The following is a 5,029-nucleotide window of genomic DNA, read 5'->3' on the forward strand; positions in this document are numbered from 1 at the left end:
CATTGACGGTCTCATCATGTTGCCTATGACGCAGGAACTGCTCAACCAATCGCCTGAAGATTTTTGTGCCTGTCTGATTAAATACCTCTCTCCGTCGGAGATCGTTGTAGGCACGAACTTTACGTACGGTAAAAAGGCGGCAGGCAATACTGAGACCCTCGTGCAATCTATGGGAGATGCCCATATTCCCGTACGTGTTCTCGACCTGGTTGAAGCGCCGCAGTCCGACTACCCGGTCAGTTCAACGGTCATACGCGGACTCATTGCCGAGGGAAAAATGCAAGCGGCCATGGCTCTTTTGGGACGACCGTTCGAACTTCGAGCCGAAGTCGTATCCGGCGATCGGCGGGGAAGGACCATAGGATTTCCTACGGCGAATATGCTTATTCCGCCGAAAGCGGCTCTGCCACCCGACGGTGTATATGTAACCGGCGTCGTCTTGGACGGAAAAGAATGGCCCGCTATGACCAATATAGGTAATAATCCTACGTTTACGCGTCAATACAGACGCGTGGAGACGCATATTCTCGACTGGTCGGGCGATATTTACGGGAAAACCGTGACCCTGCGTTTTTATAAAAGGCTGCGGGATGAGAAAAAATTTTCATCCATTACCGAATTAGTCGATGCTATGAAAGTCGATAAAAAAAAGGTATTATTGCATTTTTCAGCACATACATGATTGCGTTAAACGTATATCTATGATACACTCAAATCATAGTTATACGTTTATTTTATTTAAAGGAGTGATTGTGTATGAAGTTCTCTGATGTGGCAATGAGCCTGAAAGCATCGGAAATTCGTGAATTGCTTAAACTCACTACTATGCCGGAAATTATTTCCTTTGCCGGCGGTCTTCCTGCTCCGGAATTGTTCCCCATTGAGGATATGGAAAAAGTAGATGTGGAAATCCTCAGAAAAGAAGGACGCCAAGCCGTACAGTACGGCACGACGGAAGGCTACAATCCCTTGCGTGAAAAAATTGCGAAACGCATGAAATCGGCCTTTGATATTGACTGTACTTTTGAAGATTTGATCGTTACGGCCGGCTCTCAGCAGGGCTTATCCTTATTGGGTCAGATTTTCCTTAATAAAGACGACATTGTATTGGTTGAAAGCCCGACGTATTTGGGTGCTATTAACGCATTCAAGCTGAACTTCCCGAAATTCATCGAAGTACCGACGGACGATAAGGGTATCGTTCCCGAAGCACTCGAAAAAATCTTGGCTGAAAACGACAGAGTTCGCCTCATGTATGTTATTCCCGAATTCCAGAACCCGACGGGTATTACGTGGCCCTTAGAACGCCGCAAAGCGGTTATGGACATTATGAATAAATACGAAATTCCCGTTATTGAAGATAATCCGTACGGTGAACTTCGCTATGACGGCGAACGCGTACCGACCTTGAAATCCTTGGATACCAAGGGGAATGTAATCTTCCTCGGTTCGTTCTCGAAAATTTTCATGCCCGGGTTCCGTATCGGTTGGATGGTTGCCAACCCCGAAGTTATCGACAAAGTCATTAAATTGAAACAGGCTGTAGACTTACAGACCTCCTCCTTCGGCCAGCGCCAGGCGGCATACTACATGGATATGTTTGATTTGGACAAACACGTAGCTACGATTCGCAAACTCTACGGCGAACGTCGTACCCTCATGTATGACTGCATGAAGAAATATTTCCCCGAAGGCATTACCTTCACCTATCCTGAAGGCGGTCTCTTCACTTGGGTAACCTTGCCGGAAGGCATGGATGCTAAAGAATTGATGCCTAAGGTACTCGATCGTCAAGTAGCATACGTTCCCGGCGGTCCCTTCTACCCGAACGGCGGTAACGCCAACCACTTCCGCCTCAACTATTCGAACATGCCTCCCGAAAGAATTGAAGAAGGCATCAAACGGTTGGGTGAAGTATTACACAGCGAATTAGGCAAATAGATAAACTCCCCCTATCTTATGCCTAATAAATACAAGAAAAAAGCCCCTTGCGGGCTTTTTTCATTTATAGAGGGAAATTGACTTTTATTCTGATTTTACGTATAATATGAATATAAGTTTAACCTTTTGACTTTAAAAATTAAAAAGAAGGAATGACCTATGAATAATATAAAGACCGTATTTTTTATGACCCTCATGGGCGTCATTTTTCTGGCCCTGGGGTATGTGGCTGGTGGCAGGTCGGGCATGACCTTTGCTCTGGTTTTTGCCATAGGGATCAATGTCTTTTCCTACTGGTTCAGCGACTCCATGGTATTGCGTATGTATAATGCCAGAGAAGTGGGTTCCGACAGTCGACTCTATCATATTGTACAGGATTTGGCCAAGCGCGACGGCTTACCTGTGCCGCGAGTATACGTTATCGCTTCTGACGTACCCAATGCTTTTGCGACGGGGAGAAGTCCTTCCCACGCAGCCGTAGCGGCTACGGAAGGAATTTTGACCATGCTTGACGATGAAGAGATTCGCGGTGTGCTGGCTCACGAAATGTCTCATATCAAACATCGTGATATTCTCATCAGCACCATTGTGGCCACCTTTGCTACCGCCGTGTCCTATTTAGCTAATATATTGCAGTGGGCGGCTATTTTTGGCGGCGGTCGCGATAATGATGATGAAAACGGTGGCGGTATTATCGGCTTGCTTGCTTCCATTATCATCGCCCCCTTGGCAGCGACTATGGTTCAGTTGGCCGTTTCAAGAACACGTGAATATATGGCTGACGACGCGGGCGGCAGACTAACGGGAGATCCTCTGGCACTGGCAAGCGCCTTGGCGAAGATTGATGCCTATGCACACAGAAGAGTATTGCCCGGCGCTACGGAGTCGACGGCTCACATGTGTATCATCAACCCCTTTGCCGGAGTTGGTAGCGGTATTGCCAAACTCTTCAGTACCCATCCGTCGACACAGGATCGAATTGCACGACTGCAAAAGCTGGACAGAGAATTACATAGTAGATAAACGAAAGGCTATGCTCGAAAGAGCATAGCCTTTCGTTGTTTAAGAATATGAGAATATTCGCACAAGTAATATGACAAACGTATTACATATAAGATACAATACAAATACATGTACGACGGCATACAAGCCGCAGACGACGGAAAAGAAACGGAAAGGTGACGGTCATGCTCTTATTCAGTACGCGATTACCCCTTAAAGAGTCGGTAATCAAAGAGGATATTATCGAACTCATCAGAGAATGGATTACGGGAAGTCCTCATTACGGCTTTGAAAATCTGGAATATACCATAAATGACGGAGATAAGGTCTTTGCAAGCGGAAACACGACTGTTTCTTTTAAAATATTTACGGACCCTAAGGTAGATGTTCTGGCCTGTCGTTTGGAAGATCGTGAGGGTAATAAGTGCTGGCAAAGTGATTGCATCTATATCGACAAAGACGGTACCAAACAGTTTTTGGTTCAACTGCAACGTATGGTCGATTCCTTTACGCCCCGAGATCTGCCGTCAGGAAACAAGCCATATATTGTACGTACTTGTATGGAAAACGGATACTGTCGTAACGACGGACCCTTTGCCATTCAAAGTGAGTATTACATCGTTGAAGAAGGCTATGTAGATACGGCTGTAGCTGTTATGAACGGCACTGCCGATTACAGTCTTCCCATTGTCTATCTGAGTGTCGGTGAAAACGGCAGGACCGTTGTCCCTCCGAATTACTTGGCTAAAAAACTTGGTGGAGTGGCTCATGTATTGGTAGAAACAGATAAAAATACGTCTTGGGTACTGCGGGAACGAACACATGAAAATAACGTGCACAACGGCTATGCAGGCATCTATTTTCCCGGCACGACCGATTACCGTCGTCATGCTCCGGTAGACTATAACCGTGACGGTAAAGCCATGGCCGATGCTATTATTGCCGACATCTGGAGTATGCTCATCACTCGGTCCGACGTATCCGACTATAACTGGACACAGGTTAACAGCCATAAGGCCAAGCAAAGCCTGCAAGGTTTGCACGGAGAGGGTACTCAGGCACAAGAACAACTGGACCTGTACATGGAAGCCTTTGATCAGGAAAATAAAGAACTCCAGCAGCAGGTAGAAGAATTGAGTTCCCAAAACTATATATTGCGTGCCCGTTTGGATGCCATGACGGCCTCCTTGGCGGACAGTGCCGGAGGAGAGGCATTCTACTGCCGCGGCGAGGAAAAAGATTTCTACGACGGTGAAACCAATGACCTTCTTTACAGCATCTTATCGCAAGTAAAGAACCGCTATGAAGAAACGTCACGCCCTTATACGCTTATTGAAGACTTACTGCAAGCCAATCCTCGTGTCGGTGAAGGTGAAAAGATAGCTCGCAGTATTCGCGACCTCTTCGGGCGGGGCTGCCGCATGAGCAGCAGTGAACAGGCTCGGTTAAAAGACTTGGGCTTTACCGTTATTGATGAAGGCCCTCACTTTAAACTGCAGTTTCATGACGGTCGCTATACCTTTTCCATTCCCCGTACGCCCAGCGACCATAGAGAAGGAAAGAATACGGCTTCGGATATTTGTAAGACCATTGCCATTGAACGAAAACTATAGGAAATAGATAAAACCCCGGCTCATAGGAGTCGGGGTTTTCGTATATCTGTGTTTCGCTCGGGGGCTAATCTTTATGATTTGAACTTTTCAGCTTATGCAGAATGGACAGATATAAATGGTGCAGTGTCGCTACCGGTGCCGTAAGCATCATACGCGGACCGCTGTAGCGCATGACGGCACGAATTTCTTCACGTCGTGTCGGAGAGTAACAATGAGTCTTGCAAAAAGCACAGAAGGTCTTTGTCTCCATATGAGGACAACGGGCGATTCGTTCCCTTGTATATTGAAGCAAACTTGTGCATACGGGACAGAGAGTTCCTTTTTTGGTATGGTGAAGACCGTGGCAATAAATTTTAATCATTTCTTCCATTGTCTGTTGTTCGCGAGCACGCTTATCCATGGAACACTCCTTCAAAAAAGGCTCACTAACCGAGTAGTGAGCCTTTTAATATGGTGCGCCTAGCAGGATTCGA

Annotated in this window: 5 protein-coding genes; 4 read left to right on the plus strand and 1 reads right to left on the minus strand. The window is 46.5% G+C overall.

Annotation, left to right across the window (positions count from 1 at the left end; translation table 11 throughout):
* The 4 genes from ribF to PGX78_RS06125 all read left to right on the plus strand — a co-directional run.
* Window positions 1-682, plus strand: a 682-nt coding sequence (gene ribF, locus PGX78_RS06110) for a bifunctional riboflavin kinase/FMN adenylyltransferase (protein ID WP_270445896.1), incomplete at its 5' end; no start/stop codon positions are given.
* A 74-nt stretch (window positions 683-756) separates the two neighbouring features.
* Entirely contained in the window at window positions 757-1,941 is a 1,185-nt protein-coding gene (locus PGX78_RS06115) for an aminotransferase-like domain-containing protein (RefSeq protein ID WP_270445897.1), read from the plus strand.
* A 159-nt stretch (window positions 1,942-2,100) separates the two neighbouring features.
* On the plus strand, window positions 2,101-2,964 hold the full coding sequence (gene htpX / locus PGX78_RS06120; protein ID WP_270445898.1) for a zinc metalloprotease HtpX: 864 nt from the start codon (window positions 2,101-2,103) through the stop codon (window positions 2,962-2,964).
* A gap of 164 nt (window positions 2,965-3,128) precedes the next feature.
* Entirely contained in the window at window positions 3,129-4,556 is a 1,428-nt protein-coding gene (locus PGX78_RS06125; RefSeq protein ID WP_270445899.1) for a hypothetical protein, read from the plus strand.
* 64 nt (window positions 4,557-4,620) lie between these two features.
* Here PGX78_RS06125 and PGX78_RS06130 read toward each other — a convergent pair whose 3' ends face one another.
* Window positions 4,621-4,956 carry a nitrous oxide-stimulated promoter family protein gene (locus tag PGX78_RS06130; RefSeq protein WP_270445901.1) on the minus strand — a complete coding sequence of 112 codons (336 nt, stop codon included), beginning with the start codon at window positions 4,954-4,956 and terminating at the stop codon, window positions 4,621-4,623.
* Window positions 4,957-5,029 lie beyond the last annotated feature (73 nt).

The organism is Megasphaera sp. AF13-6AC, from assembly GCF_027685385.1.
GTDB lineage: Bacteria > Bacillota > Negativicutes > Veillonellales > Megasphaeraceae > Megasphaera > Megasphaera micronuciformis.